22 protein-coding genes are annotated in these 18,660 nt (G+C 70.9%); 15 read left to right on the forward strand and 7 right to left on the reverse strand.

All coding sequences use genetic code 11. The features are described from left to right. The 12 genes from ND747_RS07825 to ND747_RS07880 form a co-directional block, all read left to right on the forward strand. Positions 1-709 (forward strand): nitrogenase component 1 (locus ND747_RS07825; protein ID WP_285900169.1); only part of this gene is annotated, 709 nt, incomplete at its 5' end. After that, positions 703-1,137: a nitrogen fixation protein NifX gene (nifX, locus tag ND747_RS07830; RefSeq protein ID WP_251732811.1), complete on the forward strand. Its 435-nt coding sequence runs from the start codon at positions 703-705 to the stop codon at positions 1,135-1,137. The genes ND747_RS07825 and nifX, both read left to right, overlap by 7 nt. Further along, positions 1,134-1,577 (forward strand): NifX-associated nitrogen fixation protein, encoded by a 444-nt coding sequence (locus tag ND747_RS07835; protein WP_251732812.1) that lies wholly within the window; start codon positions 1,134-1,136, stop codon positions 1,575-1,577. The genes nifX and ND747_RS07835 overlap by 4 nt, the downstream gene beginning before the upstream one ends. After that, a complete protein-coding gene (locus ND747_RS07840) occupies positions 1,567-1,785 on the forward strand; it encodes a CCE_0567 family metalloprotein (RefSeq protein ID WP_251732813.1) in 219 nt (72 codons plus the stop codon). The genes ND747_RS07835 and ND747_RS07840 overlap by 11 nt, the downstream gene beginning before the upstream one ends. Further along, positions 1,782-2,192 (forward strand): nitrogenase-stabilizing/protective protein NifW, encoded by a 411-nt coding sequence (nifW, locus tag ND747_RS07845; RefSeq protein ID WP_251732814.1) that lies wholly within the window; start codon positions 1,782-1,784, stop codon positions 2,190-2,192. Before ND747_RS07840 ends, nifW begins: the two co-directional genes overlap by 4 nt. Further along, positions 2,189-2,734 carry a nitrogen fixation protein NifZ gene (locus ND747_RS07850; protein WP_251732815.1) on the forward strand — a complete coding sequence of 182 codons (546 nt, stop codon included), beginning with the start codon at positions 2,189-2,191 and terminating at the stop codon, positions 2,732-2,734. The genes nifW and ND747_RS07850 overlap by 4 nt, the downstream gene beginning before the upstream one ends. Then, positions 2,731-4,260, forward strand: a complete 1,530-nt coding sequence (nifB, locus tag ND747_RS07855) for a nitrogenase cofactor biosynthesis protein NifB (RefSeq protein ID WP_251732816.1) — start codon at positions 2,731-2,733, stop codon at positions 4,258-4,260. The genes ND747_RS07850 and nifB overlap by 4 nt, the downstream gene beginning before the upstream one ends. After that, the gene (locus ND747_RS07860) at positions 4,257-4,877 is read left to right on the forward strand and encodes an iron-sulfur cluster assembly accessory protein (protein WP_251732817.1); all 621 of its coding nucleotides are present in this window, start codon (positions 4,257-4,259) and stop codon (positions 4,875-4,877) included. The genes nifB and ND747_RS07860 overlap by 4 nt, the downstream gene beginning before the upstream one ends. Positions 4,878-5,049: 172 nt before the next feature. After that, positions 5,050-5,880: a HesA/MoeB/ThiF family protein gene (locus ND747_RS07865; protein ID WP_251732818.1), complete on the forward strand. Its 831-nt coding sequence runs from the start codon at positions 5,050-5,052 to the stop codon at positions 5,878-5,880. Further along, positions 5,877-7,412, forward strand: coding sequence for an aminotransferase class V-fold PLP-dependent enzyme (locus ND747_RS07870; RefSeq protein ID WP_308204583.1), 1,536 nt, complete (start codon positions 5,877-5,879; stop codon positions 7,410-7,412). Before ND747_RS07865 ends, ND747_RS07870 begins: the two co-directional genes overlap by 4 nt. A 109-nt stretch (positions 7,413-7,521) precedes the next feature. Beyond that, a complete protein-coding gene (locus ND747_RS07875; protein WP_251732819.1) occupies positions 7,522-9,537 on the forward strand; it encodes a 2-oxoacid:acceptor oxidoreductase subunit alpha in 2,016 nt (671 codons plus the stop codon). Continuing rightward, positions 9,534-10,628 (forward strand): 2-oxoacid:ferredoxin oxidoreductase subunit beta, encoded by a 1,095-nt coding sequence (locus ND747_RS07880; RefSeq protein ID WP_251732820.1) that lies wholly within the window; start codon positions 9,534-9,536, stop codon positions 10,626-10,628. Before ND747_RS07875 ends, ND747_RS07880 begins: the two co-directional genes overlap by 4 nt. A gap of 859 nt (positions 10,629-11,487) precedes the next feature. On the opposite strand, the gene fdxA is transcribed toward ND747_RS07880, so the two are convergent. Beyond that, positions 11,488-11,823 (reverse strand): ferredoxin, encoded by a 336-nt coding sequence (gene fdxA / locus ND747_RS07885; protein ID WP_251732821.1) that lies wholly within the window; start codon positions 11,821-11,823, stop codon positions 11,488-11,490. 233 nt (positions 11,824-12,056) lie between these two features. Beyond that, positions 12,057-12,194, reverse strand: a complete 138-nt coding sequence (locus ND747_RS07890; protein ID WP_251732822.1) for a hypothetical protein — start codon at positions 12,192-12,194, stop codon at positions 12,057-12,059. Between the two features lie 542 nt (positions 12,195-12,736). On the opposite strand from ND747_RS07890, the gene ND747_RS07895 reads away from it, so the two are divergent. After that, positions 12,737-13,183 (forward strand): response regulator, encoded by a 447-nt coding sequence (locus ND747_RS07895; protein ID WP_251732823.1) that lies wholly within the window; start codon positions 12,737-12,739, stop codon positions 13,181-13,183. Positions 13,184-13,717: 534 nt separating this feature from the next. Here ND747_RS07895 and ND747_RS07900 read toward each other — a convergent pair. The 5 genes from ND747_RS07900 to ND747_RS07920 form a co-directional block, all read right to left on the reverse strand. Beyond that, positions 13,718-14,161: an SRPBCC domain-containing protein gene (locus ND747_RS07900; protein WP_251732824.1), complete on the reverse strand. Its 444-nt coding sequence runs from the start codon at positions 14,159-14,161 to the stop codon at positions 13,718-13,720. A gap of 70 nt (positions 14,162-14,231) precedes the next feature. Further along, entirely contained in the window at positions 14,232-14,609 is a 378-nt protein-coding gene (locus ND747_RS07905) for an ArsR/SmtB family transcription factor (RefSeq protein ID WP_374216179.1), read from the reverse strand. Next, positions 14,603-15,064, reverse strand: a complete 462-nt coding sequence (locus ND747_RS07910) for an SRPBCC family protein (RefSeq protein WP_374216180.1) — start codon at positions 15,062-15,064, stop codon at positions 14,603-14,605. Before ND747_RS07910 ends, ND747_RS07905 begins: the two co-directional genes overlap by 7 nt. Before the next feature lie 245 nt (positions 15,065-15,309). Then, positions 15,310-15,513: a cold-shock protein gene (locus tag ND747_RS07915; RefSeq protein ID WP_163547935.1), complete on the reverse strand. Its 204-nt coding sequence runs from the start codon at positions 15,511-15,513 to the stop codon at positions 15,310-15,312. A gap of 209 nt (positions 15,514-15,722) precedes the next feature. Continuing rightward, the gene (locus ND747_RS07920; protein ID WP_251732827.1) at positions 15,723-16,673 is read right to left on the reverse strand and encodes a LysR family transcriptional regulator; all 951 of its coding nucleotides are present in this window, start codon (positions 16,671-16,673) and stop codon (positions 15,723-15,725) included. 47 nt (positions 16,674-16,720) lie between these two features. Between ND747_RS07920 and ND747_RS07925 the strand changes: the two genes are divergently transcribed. Further along, positions 16,721-17,698, forward strand: coding sequence for a hypothetical protein (locus tag ND747_RS07925; RefSeq protein ID WP_251732828.1), 978 nt, complete (start codon positions 16,721-16,723; stop codon positions 17,696-17,698). 156 nt (positions 17,699-17,854) lie between these two features. Continuing rightward, positions 17,855-18,625: an SRPBCC family protein gene (locus ND747_RS07930; protein ID WP_251732829.1), complete on the forward strand. Its 771-nt coding sequence runs from the start codon at positions 17,855-17,857 to the stop codon at positions 18,623-18,625. Positions 18,626-18,660: the final 35 nt, after the last annotated feature.

Raw genomic sequence — 18,660 nt, forward strand, 5'->3', positions numbered from 1 at the left:
CGCCGCTCCCGCCGGCAGCCTGCTGGCCGCCCGCACCGGCGCCCGGCTGTTCACTCACCCGCACCTGTCCGGCCTCGCCGAGATGGACGCGCTGGTGTGCGAGCTGATGTCGTTGAGCGGGCGGACCGCGCCGCGCACGGCGCGCCGGGCCCGCGAACGCCTGGCCGACGGTCTGCTCGACGCGCACTTCGTCCTCGGTGGCCTGCGGGTGGCGATCGCCGCCGAGCCGGACACCCTGGTCGCCGCGGGGTCACTGCTGCGCGACGTCGGCGCCGAGATCGTCACCGCGATGGCGCCGACCTACGCGCCGATCCTCGACGACGCCCCCTTCGACGAGGTCGTCCTCGGTGACCTGACCGAGTTCGCCACCCGGGCCCGCGCCGCCGGCGCCCAGCTGGTGGTCGGCTCCAGCCACCTGCGCGAGATCGCCCATCGGCTCGGTGCGGCGTACCTGCCGCTCGGCTTCCCGATCGTCGACCGCCTGGGGACGGCGCTGGCCGGCACCGCCGGCTACACCGGCAGCCTGCGCCTGCTCGTCGACGCGGCCAACCGCGTCCTCGACCACGGCCATGCCGGCGCCACCGGTCACGGTCCGGCCGACCGCGGCCGGGCCGATCACGACCACGGTCACACCGGCAACGCAGCGGTCGGCCACGCAGATGCCGGCGCTGACGAACTCGACGACCTGCTCCAGGAGTCACCGTGTTGAAGATCGCTTTCGCGACCGGCGACGGCACCGCCGTGGACAGCCACTTCGGCTGGTGCCGACGGTTCGACGTGTACGAGGTCGACCCCAAGGGGTCCCGTCTGCTGGAGAGCCGCCTGCTCGACGAGGCCTCCGACGACGAGGAAAACAAGATCGAGACGAGGCTCTCCGCGGTGCTGGACTGCGCGATCCTCAACATCTGCGACATCGGTGGCACGGCCGCCGCGCGGGTGATCAAGGCGAAGATCTACCCGGTGAAGGTGCTCAAGGGCACCCCGGTCGCCGAGCTGCTCGACCGCTACGTCACCACGCTCGCCGGCACCCCGCCGCCCTGGCTGCGCAAGGTGATGAAGGCCCGCGACGAACAGCCACAACCCGCTCAGAACTGGACCCGCAGCGTCGCCGCGGTGCTCAAGGGGGATGCCGCATGACCACGATGACCGGATTCCTGCGCGACCTGGTCGCGCAGACCCGCGCGGGGGACACCTACGGCCAGCTCAGCCGGTTCAGCGACGAGCAGATGCTCGCGCCCTTCGTCCTGACCAAGGAGCAGCGCCGGGCCATCCCGACGGCCTGCGACCTGGACGCCTCCACCGAGGCCCGGCTGCGGTCGTTCTACCAGGCGGTCGCCGCCGCCACCGAGAAGGCGACCGGTGCGTTCACCACCGCCATCCTCGACCTGAACCACGAGGGCTTCGGCCGAGTGATCATCTTCGCCGGGCGTCTCGTCGTGGTGGACGAGGCCCTGCGCGACGTCCAGCGCTTCGGGTTCGACTCGCTGGACAAGCTCGCCGCCCGGGGCGAGTCCCTGGTCATCGGCGCGACGAAGGTCATCGACCAGTACCGCGAGGTGACCCGCGATGACGCCTGAGACCCCCGACGAGGCGCTGAAGCGGCTGCGCAAGCTCAACTCGAAGGCCTCGCAGCTCAAGCTCGACCTGCACGACCTGTCCGAGGAACTGCCGCTGGGCTGGGAGAACATCCTCGACGTCGCGCAGCGCACCTACGACGCCTATGCCGAGATCGCCGTGCTGCAGCGCGAGGTCGACGACCAGGTGAACAAGGGGGCGTCGGCATGACCGCCACCGCGACCCCGGCCGAACGGCTCGCCGACTTCCACCGGTGCACCACGGCCGAGCAGTACCTCGACCTGCTGGAGGTCGACTACGACCCCCGGGTCGTCGCCGTCAACCGGCTGCACATCCTGCGGGTGTTCGGCGGCGAGCGGGTGAAGGCGCTCGAGGCCGCCGGCGGCGACCAGGCCGACCCGGGGACGGTGCTGGCCGCGTACCGCGCCGCGCTCATCCGCTCGTACGAGTCGTTCCTCACCGCGACCGCACTCGATCACCGCGTCTTCAAGGTGCTCAAGGACCGCGCCCCCGAGGGGTCCTTCGTGCCGTCATCCGAGATCACCGTGCAGCGGCCGGGCGATGCCCCGGCAGCGGCACCGTCAGCACCGAACGAGCAGCCGGAGGAGGCCCGATGACCAGCAACGTCTACAACGTCGGAGACGTCGTCTGCACCGTCAAGGATCTGCGCAACGACGGGACCTACCCGGATCCCGAAGTCGCCATCGGCGATGTGCTCGTCGAGGCCGGCACCATCGGCGAGGTCATCAACGTCGGCCTCTACCTGCAGGAGCACATCGTCTACGCGGTGGCGTTCCGCACCGGCAAGATCGTCGGTGCCCTGGAGCGCGAGCTTGCCGTGCCCGTGGACGACGAGGGGGCCCCGCTCGACCTCCCGACCTCGACCCCGTCCACCCCGTCCGGCTCGTCGACCCCGGCCGGCTCGACCAGCCGCCCGGCCGCGGCTGGGCCGGCCGAGCCGGCGGCCCCGGCCGCCGTCGAGCTCGCCACCGTCCAGAGCACCGGCCACGAGGGTGGCCACGGCGGCGGACATGGTGACGGTCACGGCGGACATGGCGGCGGCTGCAAGCACGGCTCGTCCAGCTGCAAGAAGGGCGACGGCGCGGCGGACGCGGTCGGCGCGTCGGCGGTGACCGGCCTGGATGAGGGGTTGGTATGAGCACCCACGACCTCGCGGTCGCCGACCCGGCCACCGGTTGTAAGAGCACGACCAGCTGCGGCACCAGCCGGCCGGCGGCCGACCCGGAGATCGCCGAGAAGATCGCGAACCACCCGTGCTACAGCGCGGAGGCCCACCAGTACTACGCCCGCATGCACGTCGCGGTCGCGCCGGGCTGCAACATCCAGTGCAACTACTGCAACCGCAAGTTCGACTGCGCCAACGAGAGCCGGCCGGGGGTCACCAGCGCGCTGCTGACCCCCGAGGACGCCTTGGCCAAGGTCAAGCTGGTCGCCACCGAGATCAAGCAGATGAGCGTGCTGGGCATCGCCGGTCCCGGCGACCCGCTGGCCAACCCGAAGCCGACGTTTCGCACGATGGAGCTGGTGGCCCGGGACTGCCCGGACATCAAGCTGTGCCTGTCGACGAACGGGCTGCGCCTGCCCGAGTTCGCCGACCGGATCGCCGACCTCGGCGTCGACCACGTCACGATCACGATCAACATGACCGACCCCGAGGTCGGCGAGCGGATCTACCCGTGGGTCGTCTACAAGGGCAGGCGGTACACCGGCCGGGAGGCCTCGAAGATCCTCAGTGAGCAGCAGCTCGAGGGGCTCGCGGCGCTCACCGAGCGCAAGGTGCTCTGCAAGGTCAACTCGGTGTTGATCCCCGGGATCAACGACGAGCACCTGGTCGAGGTCTCCAAGACCGTCAAGGACCTCGGTGCCTTCCTGCACAACGTGATGCCGCTGGTCTCGGCGCCCGAGCACGGCACCCACTTCGGGCTCACCGGCCAGCGCGGGCCGTCCCCGCAGGAGCTCAAGCTGCTGCAGGACCGGTGCGAGGAGCACGACGGCGCCGAGATGAACATGATGCGCCACTGCCGGCAGTGCCGCTCCGATGCGGTCGGCCTGCTCGGTGAGGACCGCGGCGACGAGTTCTCGCCGGAGACCTACCAGGGCCGCGAGATCGTTTACGACCTGGCCGGCCGGCAGGCGGCGCACGAGGAGATCGAGCGCTGGCGCTCCGAGGTGGCCGCGACCCGCGACACCCTCAACATTTCCACCGGCGCGCCGGTGCCGGGCAGTCGCACCCTGCCGACCGGTCCCGGTGCCGGGCTGGTGCAGGTGGAGGTGGCGGCCGCCCGGCCGGCCGAGACGGTGCTCGTCGCCGTCGCCACCAAGGGCAGCGGGGTGGTCAACCAGCACTTCGGCCACGCCGGTGAGTTCTGGATCTACGAGGCGGGCCCGGGCTGGGCGCGCCTGGTGCAGACCCGCGACGTTGATCGCTACTGCACGGGGCCGTCCGAGTGCGACGAGGAGGAGTCGAAGCTCGATCGCACCCTGGAGATGCTCGCCGACTGCGCGGCCGTGCTCTGCAGCAAGATCGGGCCGGCGCCGAAGGAGGCGCTGGCCGAAGCCGGGATCGAACCGGTGGAGATCTACGACCTGATTGACAAGGCGGTGGCCGAGGTCGGCGGCCGCATCATCGCAAACCGTGCACCTGCGGAGGTTGGCACCCCATGACCACGACCGCGACCATCGTCGAGCTGACGGACCGGGCCCGCAGGCAGGTCCAGCACCTGCTCGGCTCCACCGCCGGCACCGAGAACTTCGCCCTGCGCATCGGCGTCGACCCGGGCGGCTGCTCCGGCTACACCTACAAGCTCGCCCTGGTCCCGGGCCCCGAGGCCGACGACCTCGTCTTCGCCCAGGACGGCTTCGACGTCGTCGTGCACACCTCCATGATCGACCTGCTGCGGGGGATGCGGGTCGACTACGCGGAGACCCTCACCTCGTCCGGGTTCACCTTCACCAACCCGAACGCGAAGAGCTCCTGCGGCTGCGGTTCGTCGTTCGGCTCCTCGGAATCCCCCGAGCGGACCGAGGCCGACGCGCTGCTGCGGGCCCAGGTCGAGGACGTGATGTCGGAGATCCGCCCGTTCCTGCAGGGCGACGGCGGGGATGCGGAAATCGTCGCCGTCCTCGCCGGCGGTGGCCAGCCGGGATCGGCCGAGGTGCACCTGCGCCTGACCGGTGCCTGCGGTGGCTGCTCCAGTGCGGGGGCGACGCTGTCCGGGGTGATCGAGGCCCGGCTCAAGGAGGCCCTGCCCGAGATCGGCCGGGTCGCGCTCGTCCCCTGAGCCGGCCGGCGGCCGGCGAGTACCGAGTACCGGCGGGTGGACCAGTCCGCGGATCAGTCCACCCGCCGCCCCGGCCCGCACCATCGCCGGTCCGCGCCCTGCCCGTCAGCTGTTCCCCGTCCCCTGTCACCCGCCACCTGTCACCCGTCCTGCCGAATCCGCGGAGCGCACGATGGTCACAGCCCGGTCCCACCCCCACCCGCTGCTACGCACGATCTGCACCGGTTCGCCGACCGGGATCCTGCCTGTGCAGACGGCCCCGCCCGGGTCGGAGGCCACCCACCGGTACGACCGGCAGCTGAGCATTCCCGGGTTCGGGGTCGCCGCCCAGCGGCGGCTGAGCCAGGCCACGGTGCTGGTGGCCGGGGTGGGCGGGGTCGGCGGGGCGGTCGCCACCTACCTGGCCGCGGCCGGCGTCGGTCGGCTCATCCTGGTCCACCCCGGTGACCTGGAGGAGCCCGATCTCAACCGGCAGACGCTGATGCGCCCGGAGCGGGTGGGGCAGCCGCGGGTGTTCAACGCGGCGGACACGCTGCGGGCGCACCATCCGGCGGTCGAGATCGTCGCGCTCGACCGGCCGCTCGACGACGCCGCCGTGCCCGGGCTCATCGCCCAGGCCGACGTCGTGGTCGACGCCCGGCACAACTTCCCCGAGCGGTACCTGATCAACCGGCTGTGTGTGCGCTCCGCGGTGCCGCTGGTCGTCGCGGCGATGAACGCCACCGAGGCCAGTCTGCTGGTGGTCACGCCGGGACAGCCGTGCCTGCGCTGCGTGTTTCCCCAGGGCGATCCGTCCTGGCAGCCTTTGGGTTTTCCGGTGCTCGGTTCGGTCGCCGGCACGGTGGGGTGCCTGGCGGCGACCGAGGCGCTCAAGATCGCCGGCGGGTTCGCCGAGCCCGCCGTCGGCCGGCTCATCCACCTGGACCTGTGGGACGTCGACCTGCGCGCGCTGCGCACCCGGCGGGACCCGCACTGCCCCGACTGCGGACCGGCCCCGAAATGATCTATCTGGACCACAACGCGACGACCCCGGTCGACCCGGAGGTCCTCACCGCGATGCTGCCGCTGCTGCGCGAGCACTACGCGAACCCGGCGAGCAGACATCCGGCGGGGGAGGCCGTCGCCCGGCTGGTCGAGGCGGCCCGCCGGGACATCGCCACCCTCGCCGGCGCCCGGCCCCGCGACATCGTGTTCACCAGCGGGGCGACGGAGGCGGCGAACCTGGCCATCCACGGGGTGCTCGCCACTGCCCCGCCGGATGCCCGACGGGTGCTGGTCGGGGCGACCGAGCATCCGGCGGTGCTGGGGGCCGCGCATGCCGCCGCGGAACGCTTCGGTGGCAGCGTGCAGACCATCCGGGTGCATCCCGACGGCAGCCTGGACCTCGCCCACCTGCGGGCGCTGCTGCGTCCGATGCCGGTCGGGGGGCCGGCGTCGGCACGCGGTCCGATGCCGGCGGGCGGCCAGGTGGCGCTGGTCGCGGTGATGGCGGCCAACAACGAGACGGGCGCGCTCACCGACCCCCGGCCGGTGGCCGCGTTCGCCCAGGAGGCCGGCGCGCTGTTCCTGTGCGACGTCACGCAGGCGTTCGGGCGGATCCCGGTGGCCGTCGCCGAGGCGGGCATCGACCTCGCCGTGGCCTCCGCGCACAAGGTGTACGGGCCCAAGGGGGTCGGTGTGCTGATCGCGTCGCGGTCGGCGCGGGGACGGCTCACCCCGCTGCTGCACGGCGGCGGCCAGGAACACGGCCTGCGTTCCGGCACCCTGAACACCGCCGGGATCGTCGGGTTCGGTGCGGCGGCCCGGATCGCCGCGACGGTGTTCGCCGACGAGGGGGTCCGGACCCGGGCGCTGACCGACCTGCTCTACGACCAGCTGGTCGGCTGGCTCGGCGCGGATGTCGTCGAGGTCAACGGCCCCTGCGAGGAGGGCACCGGGCGCCCCGGGCCCGTCCGGCTGCCGAACACGCTGAGCCTGCGCTTCGCCGGCGCCGACGCCGACGCCGTGCAGGCCTGCCTGCCTGATGTGGCGGTGTCGGCGGGGTCGGCCTGCCACGGCGGCACCGACGAACCGTCGCCGGTGCTGCTGGCGATGGGCCGCTCGGCCGCGACCGCCCGGGAAAGCCTGCGTTTCAGCGTCGGCCGGTTCACCACGGTCGACCAGATCCACGCCGCCGCCGCGGCGGTGGCCCGCGCGGTGCTGCGCGTGCACTCGCTGCGGGCCACCACCGCCGGGGAGCTGTCCGCGGCCGGCACGGTGGGCACGTCAGAACAGCCGGGCCCACCCGGAACAGCAGGCTCCTCCGGTGCCTCCGGTGCCTCCGAACAACCGGGCGCGTCCGGAACACCAGGCCCGTCCGGAACACCAGGCCCGTCCGGAACACCAGGCCCGTCCGGGAACCCGGGCACGTCCGGGGAGCTGGCCGTGCCCGGCGAGGTTCCGGGACGGGCGCTCCCCCCAGATCCGCGCCGCCTGGCAGCTCCGGGCGGCGGGCTCATCCCGGAGCTGCCCGTCCCACGATCTGCCCTGCCCTGATCCACCGATCCACGCCGCCGGGCTCCCCGTCACGTCCGCGGTCTGACCCGCGGGCCTTCGAGCCCGGACGAACGACGTGCCGATCGCGACGCCAGAGATGAGGTCTCCCATGCCCACCGACCAGTTGCCCGAGCGGCCCGACGGGGTCAGACGACTGGAAAACGTGGTGATCCGCTTCGCCGGCGACTCCGGCGACGGGATGCAGCTCACCGGTGACCGGTTCGGCGCCCAGGCTGCCGCCATCGGTAACGACGTGGCGACCCTGCCGAACTATCCGGCGGAGATCCGGGCCCCATCGGGGACCGTGGCCGGCGTGTCCAGCTACCAGCTGCACATCGCCGACCACGACATCACCACACCCGGCGACCAGCCGGACGTCCTCGTCGCGATGAACCCGGCGGCGCTGCGGGCCAACGTCACCGAACTGCGTCCCGGCGGCGTCATCATCCTGGACACCGACGCGTTCACCGAGCTGGGGCTGGACAAGGCCGGTTACGAGGTCGACCCGCTGACCGACGGTTCGCTGGAGGCCTACCAGCTGTTCGCGATCAACCTGACCGCGCTCGCCTCCGCCGCCGTCGCCGACCACAACCTCAAGCGCAAGGACGCGGCGCGCACCAAGAACATGTACGCCCTCGGCCTGGTGTCCTGGATGTTCTCCCAGCCGATCGAGGACACGGTCGAATACCTGCGCAAGCGCTTCGCGTCCAAGCCGGACGTGCAGGCCGCGAACATCGCGGCGCTGCGGGCCGGGTGGATCTACGGCGAGACCACCGAAGCCTTCGCGAGCGTGTACGAGGTGAAGCCGGCCGCGCTCCCGCCGGGCACCTACCGGCACATGAAGGGCAACAAGGGCATCGCGTACGGCCTGGTCGCCGCGGCCCACCAGGCGGGGATGCCGCTGTTCCTCGGCGCCTACCCGATCACCCCGGCCTCCGAGGTGCTGCACGAGCTGTCCGCGCTCACGTCCTACGACGTCCGGTCGTTCCAGGCCGAGGACGAGATCGCCGCGATCGGTGCGGCGATCGGCGGGTCGTTCGCCGGGATGCTCGGCGTCACCGTCACCTCCGGGCCCGGCATGGCGCTGAAGTCCGAGGCCATCGGCCTTGCCGTGATCATGGAACTGCCGCTGGTCATCGTCAACGTGCAGCGCGGTGGCCCGTCCACCGGCCTGCCGACCAAGACCGAGCAGTCCGACCTGCTGCAGGCGCTCTACGGCCGTCACGGCGAGGCGCCGCTGCCGGTGATCGCGGCCCGGTCGCCCGCGGACGGCTTCGACTCGGCGCTCGAGGCGGCCCGGATCGCGCTGGCCTACCGCACCCCGGTGATCCTGCTGTCGGACTCCTACATCGCCAACGGCAGTGAGCCGTGGCGGGTGCCCGAGCTCGACGAGCTGCCGAACATCGGCATCGAGCTCGCCACCGAGCCGAACGCGGTCGACGAGGTCGGCAACCCGGTGTTCCTGCCCTACGCCCGTGACCCCGCGACCCTCGCCCGGCCGCTGGCGATCCCCGGCACCCCGGGCCTGGCCCACCGGATCGGTGGCCTGGAGAAGCAGGACCTCACCGGCGCGGTGTCCTATGACCCGGACAACCACGACCTGATGATCCGCACCCGCCAGTCCAAGATCGACGGCGTGGACGTCCCGCCGCTCGAGGTGGACGACCCCGCCGGTCCGCCCGGATCCGGCGCGGACGTGCTCGTGATCGGCTGGGGTTCCACCTGGGGCCCCATCGGCGAGGCCTGCCGCCAGGTGCGCGCGGAGGGGCTGAAGGTCGCCCAGGCGCACCTGCGCCACATCGCGCCGCTGCCGGCGAACCTGACGTCGGTGCTCTCCGAGTACCACACCGTGCTCGTCCCCGAGATGAACCTGGGGCAGCTCGCCGGTCACCTGCGCCGGGAGACCCTGATCGACACCGTCGGCTACAACCAGACCCGCGGCATGCCGTTCCGGGTGGCGGAGCTCGCCTCCGTGATCACCCGGGTGATCCAGGGCATCGACGACGCCGACACCCCCGAGAAGGCCGTCGGCGACGTGACCTCGCGCCTGGCCGGCGCGAAGGCCGGCGCCGGCACTGGCTCCACCGTTACCCACAGCGACGCGATCCGGGAGGCAGGACGATGAGCCCCACAGGCGAGACCGACGGCGCGGCGCGCGCCGAGGAGCCGGCGGGCACCGCCGGCCGGCGGGCCCCGACCGTCGCCGACTTCACCACCGCCAACGAGGTTCGCTGGTGCCCCGGCTGCGGTGACCACGCGATCCTCTCGACGATGCGCGGGCTGCTGCCGGCGCTCGGCGTCGCCCCGGAGAACACCGTCGTGGTGTCGGGAATCGGCTGCTCCTCGCGGCTGCCCTACTACCTCGACACCTACGGCATGCACTCCATCCACGGGCGGGCCCCGACGTTCGCGACCGGCGTCTCGATCAACCGGCCGGACCTGTCGGTCTGGGTGGTCACCGGGGACGGTGACGCGCTGTCCATCGGCGGCAACCACCTGATCCACGCGCTGCGCCGTAACGTGAACCTCAAGATCCTGTTGTTCAACAACCACATCTACGGCCTGACCAAGGGGCAGTTCTCGCCCGCCTCCAAGGTCGGCACGGTCAGCCCGTCGAGCCCGCACGGCTCGCTGGACTACCCGTTCAACCCGATCGCGCTCGCCCTCGGCGCCGGCGCCACCTTCGTCGCCCGCACGATCGACACCGACCGTCGGCACCTGACCGCGACCCTGACCGCCGCGGCCGCCCACAAGGGCGCTGCCCTGGTCGAGATCCGCCAGGGCTGCCCGACGTTCAACGCGATCCCCCGCCAGCCGCGCGGCTCCGGCGACGCGGCCGCCTCCGTCGAGGCCGACCCGGCCTCGCCCGAGCTGGGCCCCGTCCGGCTCTCGCCCGGCCTGCCGATCGTCTTCGGCCCGAACGACCAGTGGGGCATCGTCCGCGACCCGAACACCGGGGAGCTCGCCGTCGGTAACGGTGGCGACGCCCGGGTGGTCGTGCACGACCCCGGCACCCAGAACTCGACCTACGCCTACGCGCTGGCCCGACTCGCGGAGACGGCCCTCGGTGAACCGCCGATCGGCATCTACCGTTCGGTGTCCCAACCCAGTTTTGACCAACTCTTCCAGGAGCGGCTGGCCACAGCCCGACCGGGCGGCCGCGGTGAGCTGCGCACTCTGCTCACCGGCTCCGACTCCTGGGTAGTCGCCGGTTAGGGACCTGCGTCCCTGACCGGAGCGTGACGGGCGGCCGGGCGGACCGCCCGTCGGGCACAGCGAGGGGATCAGGCGATGTCCATCAGCCTGGTCCCCTCCGCTGTCCGTTCCCTCCGCTGTCCGTCCCCTCCGCCACCTCGGTGGACCGCCCTAGCCACCCTGATCGCATCCTGCCGAGGCCCTGATCGCATCCTGCCGAGGCTTGGTGAAGACATGGGGCCCTGGATCCTTCACCAGGCCTCGGCAGGATCGGCGATGGCGTCGAACTCCTCGGCGATGTGGTTGTCCGGGGGTCATACGTTCGCGTCCATGCAGGCGACAGACCCCGCTCGATCATCTGGGATCTTCGTGCGGAGGGTTGTTCGAGGGCCGAGGGCCTGATTTCCTGAACAGAACTCCACCTGGCCGGCCGGGACGATGTTCCTCGAGGTCCGTGTCACGGGTGGTCCGATGTCGGGTCGACGCCGGTCCGACGGCGATCGTTATGGTGATGACGGCGACAGCGCCGGTGGAATAGTTCCGCCGTTCGGGATGGGCTCCCGCACGGGCATCGGCCAGCGGCTCTGGGATGCTCTTTTTCGGGACTTTTTTCCGGCGCCCCTGGCCGTTTTCTTTGGACGTTCGAAAAACTGCCCGAAAGGGGGATGCTGCCTACCGGGGCGGCGCTGTCTGGAACAGCGGCTTCCGCTGCCGTGGTGAGACGGCACGACATGGCGGCGTGGCCCCGAGACGGGGATGTTGCCCGAAGGGCGACGATTGAAAGGCCGGTGCCCGGACGGGGGTGGTCCTGGGCACCGGCCGTAGCCGGCGGTCCCGCTGACGCCGTGGCCGCGTCAGCCTTCGCCGGCGGTCTGTGCCGTCAGCGCGTGTATCCGGCGACGAAAGGGGTGTCGACCCTGATCGGGCCGATCTTCCCCGCGCCGCCCGGAGCGCCGACGGGTGTGTTCCGCCCCGGTAGAACGGTGTGAAAGAAGCGGGCCTCGTCCGCGATGAACTCGGCCTCCCCCTCCGGTACCAGCTTTGCGCTCATGATTGCATCGATGGGGCAGGCGGCCGCGCAGGCCCCGCAGTCGATGCACTCGTCCGGATGGATGTACAGCTTCCGGTCACCCTCGTAGATACAGTCCACAGGGCACTCGTCCACACAACCGGTGTCCTTCACGTCGATACAGGCTGACGTGACGACGAACGTCATGAGTGCCTTCTCCACGGTGTGCCGGAACTTGCGGCTTCCAGGAAACAGTAACAGCCCGGCCGCCCAATGGGACGATACGGCTGTAAAGGAAGAGTAAACATGGCGGCGGCGCCCCGACGGATTTGTTCTGGACGCCGACGGGCGGGGAAAAACCCATGGATGGGCGTATGGGCCGGCCTTGTTCCTGGTGGGTGGGCGGGGCTACCCAGTCTCGGTCGCCGTCCGGGTCCTGGTCAGGGAGCTGGCCTCCGGCCGCTGGGGCCGCTGGGGTGTGGGCGCAGGTGCAGGAGGCTGACGGCGAGCACCATGACGGCGAAGCCCGGGGCCCACCCGACGTCCGGCACGATCAGCAGCAGCCCACAGCCGATCATGCACAGGGAGATCCCGAGGGCGTAGCCGTGGGCGGTGCGGGCTCCGTCCCGTCCGTCGACGCCTGGACGACCGCGACCGTGAAACAGAGATCGAACAGCAGCTCCAGCGGCGTTGCCACCCGGTGATCCTCGGTCACAGAATATGGACGCATCGGCTGGTACCAGGATCGATGGTCGTTCTGGCCCGTCCGTGGCGTCATGCCCGCGAAGCGATCGGGTGCTCCGGCGAAGGCAATGGACCAAGGGGGCGACAAGCGGCGCCAGGGGGCGTAGCGTCAGGTCATCTTGGTCCGAGCACGTCGTGAGGCACACCGGCCCCACGCCACACCTGCCCGGTAGCACACCTGCCCGGCAGCACACCCTGCCCGGCAGTACATCCCCGTGGCAGCAGATCCGCTCGGCAGTGCCGCCACCTGCTTCCGACCGCCACTTCCGTTTGCTGCTCCGCAGCTCTGTTCCCCGCAGCTCTGCTCTCCACCACCCTGTTCTCCGCCACGTCGTTTCTCCGCTCCGACGTGGCTCCGAACCCCGAGGTGCACCCGATGACCAGGAGTCTGATGCCCCAATCGTTCGATGTTCTGCTCGTCGAGGACGATCCGGGCGACGTCCTGATGACCCAGGAGGCGTTCGCCGATCAGCGGATCGGCGGCAACCTGCACGTGGTGAACGACGGGGTGGAGGCGATGGCCTTCCTGCGCCACGAGGCCCCGTTCTCCGACGCGCCCGACGCCGACCTGGTCCTGCTCGACCTGAACCTGCCCCGCCGTAACGGCATCGAGGTGCTCGCCGAGATCAAGGCGGACGAGCGGTTGCGTCGGATCCCGGTCGTGATGCTCACCACGTCCGATGCGGCGGAGGACATCGAACGCAGCTACCAGCTGCACGCCAACGCCTACGTCACCAAGGCGGTCGACTTCGACCGGTTCGTCGATGACGTCCGCTCCATCGACGACTTCTTCGTCACCGTCGTCCGCCTTCCGCGGCGTTAGTACGCAGTCCATGAACGTGCCGGGGTGCCGGGGTGACTGCGGGCGCATCCTCCGGGGCTGGAGGCAGCCACCCGGCACCGGCGGCCTGTACCCGGCGACCGGTGTGACGCACCGTGACTAGGTTGACTCGGCAGGTCGAGACAATCCCGAGCGTGTCGATCAACGTGGTCCTTCTGTAGGGGTCAAACCGAAATTTTGTCCGTTTCGTCCCTACAGGAGGACCCATCCGCCCCACCAGGCCCGCCGACGCCGACAACAGCCCGTGACGGCGGCGAGGTCGGCCGTCGAAACCAGCCTCGCGGGGCCATGGGACGTCGGAGGGTGCCCGGTCAACACCGGAGAGTGTCGACGGACGGCAGTGGACGCCAGCCAGCCAGCCACAGCCCCGACCAGCCCGAGCCCGACCAGCCCGAGCCCGACCAGCCCGAGCCACAGCCACAGCCACAGCCACAGCTCAGACAGCTACCAGTGCGCTGCCCGTGAACATTCGCGGACAGCGCACTGGCTGCGACGTGGGGCGCCCGTCCGTCGGGGTCAGTGCCAGTCGCTGATCTGGACGTCTCGGGGTGAGGGCGCGCCCGTCCCCGTCTCCACCAGGTCCTTCAGACTGAGCAGAAAGGTCGCCCACTTGGTGCTGCAGTGGTGCATGAACTCGTTCTGCTCCCGCCAGCCCCGATGGGCGAACAGGACGATCGTGTACTCACCGTCCTGACGCAGACGCCAGTCGATGGTCGTTCCGACCCACTCGTCGGGACCGGCGGTTACCCGCCAGGTCACCCGCTTGGCCGGCTGGACGTCAACGACCTGCATGTCGAAGCCGCCGGGCGGGAACCGGAACTCGAGCACGCCACCGAGCTCACCGTTGCCCCGGGTGTCGTCGGTCCACCAACCGGCGAGCCCCGGCACCGTGGTCAGCGCCTTGTGCACCTCCGCTGGCGTTGCGGTCCGGACTCCGACGCGGTGCAGGATGTCGGCCATCTCGTCATCCTTCTTCCTGGTTGTCTTCCTGGTCGTGGTCAGTTCGTGTTGTGGTCAGTCCGTGTCGTTGTCAGTCCGTGTCGTGTTCGGTCGGTGTGGGCTGGTGCCGCGAGCGCTGGATCGCCTCGGCGAGCCGTCCGATCCGCCGCAGACGGGCGTCCCAGGCCGAACCGACCGAGGCGAGCTGGCTCACTGCTCGGGCCAGTTGGGCCTCGTCCACCTGATAACGCCGTTCCCGACCGGTCGGGACGGCTCGGACCAGGCCGGCCCGGTCGAGGACGCCGAGGTGCTTCGCGACCGCCTGCCGGGTCACCGGTAGCTGTTGGCTGAGCGTGGTCGCGGTGCCGCCGGCCTGGGACAGCAGAAGGTCGAGCATCCGCCGTCGCGTCGGGTCCCCGATCGCCGACCAGAGGGTGTCGTCGATCATGTCCGCGGATGGCATCATGATCGTGTCGTGAGCGAGGCGACGTAGGGCGCGATTCTCGGCAGGTAGAAGTCCCACCCGATGCTGTGCTCCCGGTACTGCTCCTCGAGGACGGCGATCTCCCAGCCCTGCTCGCGGAAGCCGGTCTCGGTCATCCGCAGGAGCGTTCCGTGGCCCGACGGCCTCAGCTCGAAGTTGACCAGCAGCGAGTTTCCCGGCACCGCGGGCGCATCGGCTGGATGTGTCCACCGGAACGAGAACAACCGCGGTGGTTGGACGTCGACGACGGACAGGCTTACGACCCTCCCACCAGCGGCCGGATCGCCGAAGACGACCTCTCCCGCCGATCCGGGCACCGGGTCGTAGCGGGCCTCGTCCGGCCACCACTGCCTGAGATGATCCGGGCTGCTCACGACCTCGAAGACGATCTCAGGTGACGCTTCGATGTAGATCTCGCGTTCGAGGGTGCCGAACTCCATCGCCATGCCAGCCTCCTGCAACCTTTTGTTGCACATGACTGTACTGTCCGCCGGGGCAGTATGCAACCATCGGTTGCGCATGAGGTCCGGAGATGGGCTGGGACTCGGGCCGCAGGCCAGGTCAGGGCGCCGCGGCCCGGTGCCAGACGAGGCCGTCGCCGCAGGTCGCTGTGCCCTTAACGCACTTTCGGCGCGTGACCCGGGGTCGGGTCACGCGCCGAAAGGAAGATCAGATGGTGCGACGGTCAGGCGGGGCTCACGTTGTCCGCCTGCGGTCCCTTCTGGCCCTGCACGATCTCGAACTGGACGCTCTGGCCCTCATCCAGGGACTTGTAGCCGTCGGCCACGATCGAGGAGTAGTGGACGAACACGTCCGGGCCGCCACCGTCGACGGAGATGAATCCGAAGCCCTTCTCCGCGTTGAACCACTTGACGGTACCCTGCGCCACGATGCTTTCTCCTTGCCGCGCTCCCGGTGTGCGTCCTTCGCATACCGGCTTCGCACCAGGCCACGATCCGTTCCGTGCCCTGGTCGTGCCGTTCTCTGCGTAGGTCACGCACCGAGAAACCAGCAACACCTCAAGCCTACCCCGTGGCAGGTGCGCCGCGCCGGACCAGCGCTTGTCCGCTTCTGGTCCACTCGCGCCACTGTGCCCCGCTATATTCCCCCGAGAGCGGTCGCCACGGCCAGCGCCGCCGGGCCGGGCCGGGCCGTGCTCAGCAGTTCCTGGCGGAATGTCACAGCCGCGCCCCCGGCCGCCAGCCCACCGGCGCGTGACCGCATCCGCGCACCGCGGGTCGCCGGCGCCGCGGCGCGGATCGGCACGGCGACCAGCGACGTCCGCTCCGGTGGCAGCATCCGCGGTGGTAGCAGTGTCAGCCCGTGGCCGGCGGCGACCAGCGCCAGCAGGCCTTGGACATCCGGGCCGTTCATGCGCAGCCGGGCCCGTAACCGTTGCTCGCTGGTCAGCATGCGCAGCAGGACCAGCTCGCACCCTGCCTCGGGCGCGTCGATCCAGGCGGCGTCGACCAGATCAGCGAGGCGCACGTCGGGTCGTCCGGCGAGGGGATGGTCGGCGGGCAGGACCACGGCAGGCGGCTCCTCGGCTATCCCCACCGCCCTGATGGGCCCCACCTCGGGTAGTCGCAGTGGATCGCCGCTGGTGGCGAGTCCGACAGCCACGCCGAGGTCGACGTCGCCGCGGGCGACGGCGGTGGCCACCGCGGCGGTGCCCGCGACGACCACACGCACCTCAAGGCGGGGAAGGTCGAGTCGGACCTGCCCGAGCATGGTGGCCAGCCGGTCGACGGCGAGCGGATGGACGGCGATGGTCAGCAGTTCGCGCGGCATGCCTGCGGCCCGGGTGACGTCGGCACGTGCCGCGGACAGACGTAGCAGCAGCGGTGTGGCGTGTTCCAGCAGTCGGGCGCCCGCCTCGGTCACCGCTACCGAGGGCCGGCGATGCAGCAGGACGACACCGAGGTCGGACTCCAGAGCCGCGATCTGCTGTGACACCGCCGACTGGGTGTAGCCGAGGGTGCGGGCGGCAGCGGAGAAGGAGCCTGCCGTCACGACTTCGACGAAGGTGCGCAGCTGCTGAGGATCCACATCATCAGTATTACTGATTGCGAATGCTGGAATTATCGTTGGATCTGATGTCCGATGACCCGGACCATCAGGGCATGCCGCTGTCTTCATCGCCCGCCGCTGAGCCCGTCATCTCCGCCGGGAAGTCCGCCACCCCGCCTCGAACCGCCGCGCCCTACGCACGGGTGGCACTGGTCGGGGACCGCAGCGCCGAGGTCGCCGCACATGCCCGCATCCCGGAGCTGCTCGAGGCGCTGCGCCTGCGGGATGGCCTGCCGCTGGACGCCTACTGGATCCCGACCGACGAGATTTTCCCCGCCGCACCGGGCGGACCTGCGGCAGGCCACGGCCCGGCTGACCCGGCTGTGTCCGCCGTAGCCGTGTCCGACCCGGCCGGGTCCGCCGGATTCCTGGCCGGATTCGACGGCATCTGGCTGGTGCCGGGCAGTCCGTACGCCAGCGAGGCGGGTGCGCTCGCGGCGGTCCGGATCGCCCGTGAGCAGGGCATCCCGCTGCTCGGAACCTGCGGTGGGCTGCAGCATGTGGCCCTGGAGTTCGCCCGGTCGGTGTGCGGTCGCCCGGATGCGGCCCACGCCGAGAACGATCCGGGCGCCCCCGAACCCCTGATCGTCCCGATCGAATGTGCACTGGACGGTCACGAGGGCGTTGTCCTGGTCACCCCGAACTCGCTCGCCGAACGGCTGATCGGCGCGGACCGCACCGTTGGGCGTTACTACTGTTCCTACGGCATCAACCCGTCCGAGGCCGGCCTGCTGCTGGCGCACGGGCTGCGCTTCAGCGGGGTCGACGAGACCGGCGAGGTGCGGGTGCTGGAACTCCCCGATCATCCGTTCTTCCTGGCCACGCTGTTTCAGCCGGAACTCGGTTCGGATGCGGGACGGGTGCATCCGGTCATCCGCGGCTTCGCCGAGGCTGCGGTCGCCCGCGCGGCCGCCCAGCGGGTGACTGCTCGCGGTGTCCTCACCCACCAGGGCCCGGATCGGCCTGGCACGCAGGGCGGCGGGTCCGTGGCGCTCACCGCCTGAGCCCGGCGTGCCTGCCTGTGCCCGCCGTGTTCCGCCGCGGGACGACGCGGCGCCTCGCGTCCGGCATCGATCCGGCCACCTGGCTCGGAGGTGTGTTAGTCGAACGGGGACGGGGATGAGCGCCATGTCTGCAACTCGCGATGAACGGGAGGAAGCATGGCGAGCACGGTCCAGGAAACGATCGAGGTCCACGTCCCGATTCGCACCGCCTACAACCAGTGGACCCAGTTCGAGTCCTTCCCGAACTTCATGGACGGGGTCGAGTCGATCGCGCAGCTCGACGACACCCACACCCATTGGAAGATCAAGGTCGCGGGCCAGGAGCGCGAGTTCGACGCGACCATCACCGAGCAGCTCCCCGACGAGCGGGTGGCCTGGAAGAGCACCGGCGGCACGCAGCATGCCGGCGTCGTGACCTTCCACCGGCTCACCGACGACGACACCCGGGTGACAGTGCAGCTGGACTGGCAGCCCGACGGCTTCGCCGAGAAGGCGGGCGCGGTCCTCGGCGCTGACGACCGCAAGGTCAAGGCAGACCTGCGCCGGTTCAAGTCGTTCATCGAGGAGCGCCAGTCCGAGACCGGTGCCTGGCGCGGCGAGGTCCCGCGGCCGGACGCCGCCGGTACGCATCAGGCTGGTGCAGCTGGCGGGTACGAGGCCGGCAACGCAGACCGTGGTTACTCCGACCGGGCCGGGGATGCGAGCTATGGCGACCCCGTGGGCGGAGCGGGCTACGCCGACCCGACGGGCGGCGCCGGCTCCGACTCCGGCTACAACAACCCGGCCGGCGGCTCGGGTGCCGGCTATGGCGACACCCCGGCGAGTGGTCCGAGGTATGGCACCGGCGGCCCCGCCGGTGGCACGGACTACGGCACGCCTGGCCCGAGCGGGCAGGCCACGCCGGGTAGCCCGGCCGGCGGGTGGTGAACTGACGCCCAGTGGCGGATTGATTCCGAGGGCGC

The sequence above is a fragment of the Frankia sp. R82 genome, assembly GCF_023716925.1.
Classification (GTDB): Bacteria; Actinomycetota; Actinomycetes; order Frankiales; family Frankiaceae; genus Frankia.